The organism is Kineococcus indalonis, assembly GCF_009906395.1.
GTDB lineage: Bacteria > Actinomycetota > Actinomycetes > Actinomycetales > Kineococcaceae > Kineococcus > Kineococcus indalonis.
Genome location: NZ_JAAALM010000587.1, coordinates 1 through 2301, shown reverse-complemented (window position 1 = coordinate 2301; position 2301 = coordinate 1). Strand labels below are relative to the sequence as shown.

Here is a 2301-nt window from a genome sequence, read left to right as displayed (position 1 = left end):
CCCGCCACGGCCGCGGCCAGCGCGGCCGGGTCGGCGGCGTCGGCGCGCACGACGGCGTCGCCGGCGTCCTGCACGGGGGCGGTGGTCAGCGCCGTCACCGCCGGGGTGCCGCACGCCAGGGACTCCAGCACCGCCATCGGCAGGCCCTCGCGCCACTGCGAGGTCAGCAGCGACACGTCCGCGGCCGCGCACAGCGCGGGCACCCGCTCGCGCGGCACGGCGCCGGTGAAGCGCACCCGCCCGGCCACGCCGAGCTCGGCGGCCAGCGCGCGCAGCCGCGGCTCCTCCGCGCCGCCGCCGGCGACGACGAGGTGGGCGTCCAGGTCCGGGTGCCGCCCGGTCAGCTCCCGCAGGCAGCGCACGGCGCGGTCCACGCGCTTCTGCGGGTGCAGGCGGCCGGTGACGAGCAGCACGCGGGCCCCGGCGGGCAGGTGCAGGGCGGCGCGCTCGGCGGCGGCCGCGGCCGGGTCGGGCCGGAAGCGGGCGGTGTCCACGCCGTTGGCGAGCACGTGCACCGGCGGCATCCCCACCAGGCGCCCCAGCGGCGGCGAGGTCAGGGACCGGGCGACGGCGGGGCCGACGGCCACGACGGCGTCGAAGCGGCGGTAGGAGCGCGCGTCGCGCAGCAGGCCGCGGGCGTTGCGCACCGCGGAGGCCGCCGCGCGCGGGGAGCGCGAGGTCAGCTTGGACGTCAGCTCCATCACGGAGGTGCCGTGGGCCTGCAGGACCAGGCGGGCGCCGCCGCGCCCGGGCAGGTCCAGGCAGGAGAACGCGCCGGCGCTGACGGACAGCACGCCGGTGACGTCCCCGCCCGCCAGCAGCCGCTCCAGCTCGCGCCGCGAGGCGCTCCACCAGGTGCGCGAGTAGCGCCCCGGGCGGGTGCCGGGCAGGGCGCGCACGTCCACGCCCTCCACGTCGGCGCGCGCGGGGCGCCCGGGCAGGTGGGTGGTCAGCGCGGTGACGGGCCCGGTGGCGGCCAGCGCCCGGCACAGGTCCCACGCCACGGACTCCATGCCGCCGGCGTGGTGCAGGGGCAGGCCGCGGGTGAGCACCACCACGCGCCCGCCCCCCGGCACCTCCGCGCCCACCGGCACCTCCGCGCCCACCGGGCCCGCGGGGGTCACCGGGCACCGCCGCGGGCGGCGGCCGCGAGGGCGTCCAGGCGCTCCTCCAGCAGTCGGGTGCGCGCGCGCACGTCGAAGCGGGCGCTGACGTGCGCGCGGGCGGCGGCGCCGGTGCGCGCGGCCAGGGCCGGGTCGCGCAGGTACCGCTCCAGGGCCGCGGCCAGGGCCACCGGGTCCGCCTCGGGCACCAGGGTGCCGGTGACGCCGTCGCGCACGGCGTCGGGGATGCCGCCGTGCGCGGTGGCCACCACGGGACGGCCCAGGGCGCCGGCCTCCAGCAGCACCTGGCCCAGCCCCTCCTGGTCGCCGGAGGGCGCGGTGACGCTGGGCAGGCACAGCACGGCGGCGGCGGCCACGCGGGCCAGCACCTCGGCGTTGGGCAGGGCGCCGGTGAACACCGCGCGCCCGCCCAGGCCGAGGTCGCGGGCCAGCTGCTCCAGCGGCGCGCGCAGCGGCCCGTCGCCCACGCACACCAGCCGCACGTCCACGCCGCGCGCGGTGAGCAGGGCCGCGGCGCGCAGCAGGTGCGCGGTGCCCTTCTTCGGCACCAGCCGCGCCACGTGCACGACGGTGCGCGGGTCGGCGGCGGGCACCGCGCCGGGCAGCGCGGCGGGCACCTTGGCCAGGTCCAGGCCCAGGTGGTGCACCGCGGTGCGCGCGGCGGGGAAGCCGCGCTCCAGCAGCCGTGCGCGCAGGTGGGCGGACACCGGCAGGAACAGCTCGCCCTGGCGGGCCAGGCGCGGCAGGCGCCGCGCGTACGTCACCCACGAGGCGCGGCGCGCGCGCAGCAGGGCCGCGCGCGTGCAGGTGGCGTCGAAGCCGTGGAAGACGGTGGCCAGGGGCAGCCCGGCGCGCCGCGCCGCGGGCAGCGCGTGGGCGCCCTCCACGCCGAAGTGGGCCAGCACCGCGTCGGCGCGCAGCTCGCGCAGCAGCGCGGTGAGGGGCCCGGCGGCGCCGGCGGCGTGCGCCGCGGCGGCCAGCGCCCCGCCGCGCCGGGCGAGGCTGACGACGGGCACGCCGGCCTCGAGGTGGGCCGGGGGCTGGTCGCGGGCGACGAGCACGGGCTCCCAGCGGCCGAAGGAGCGCGCCTGCTCCAGCACGAACGTCTCGGAGGGCACGCCGAGCTGGTGGCGCAGCACCGCTACGCGGGGCACGGCGCCACCAGCTCGGCGTGCCC

The 2301-nt window shown here is 81.4% G+C and carries 2 protein-coding genes; both read right to left on the bottom strand.

What is annotated here, in order from left to right:
• Positions 1 to 1124: glycosyltransferase family 4 protein (locus GTR00_RS26060; RefSeq protein ID WP_166613160.1), on the bottom strand; the 1124-nt coding region annotated here is incomplete at its 3' end.
• Positions 1121 to 2278 carry a glycosyltransferase gene (locus GTR00_RS19190; RefSeq protein WP_166613159.1) on the bottom strand — a complete coding sequence of 386 codons (1158 nt, stop codon included), beginning with the start codon at positions 2276 to 2278 and terminating at the stop codon, positions 1121 to 1123. The genes GTR00_RS19190 and GTR00_RS26060, both read right to left, overlap by 4 nt.
• Between the last annotated feature and the right edge of the window lie 23 nt (positions 2279 to 2301).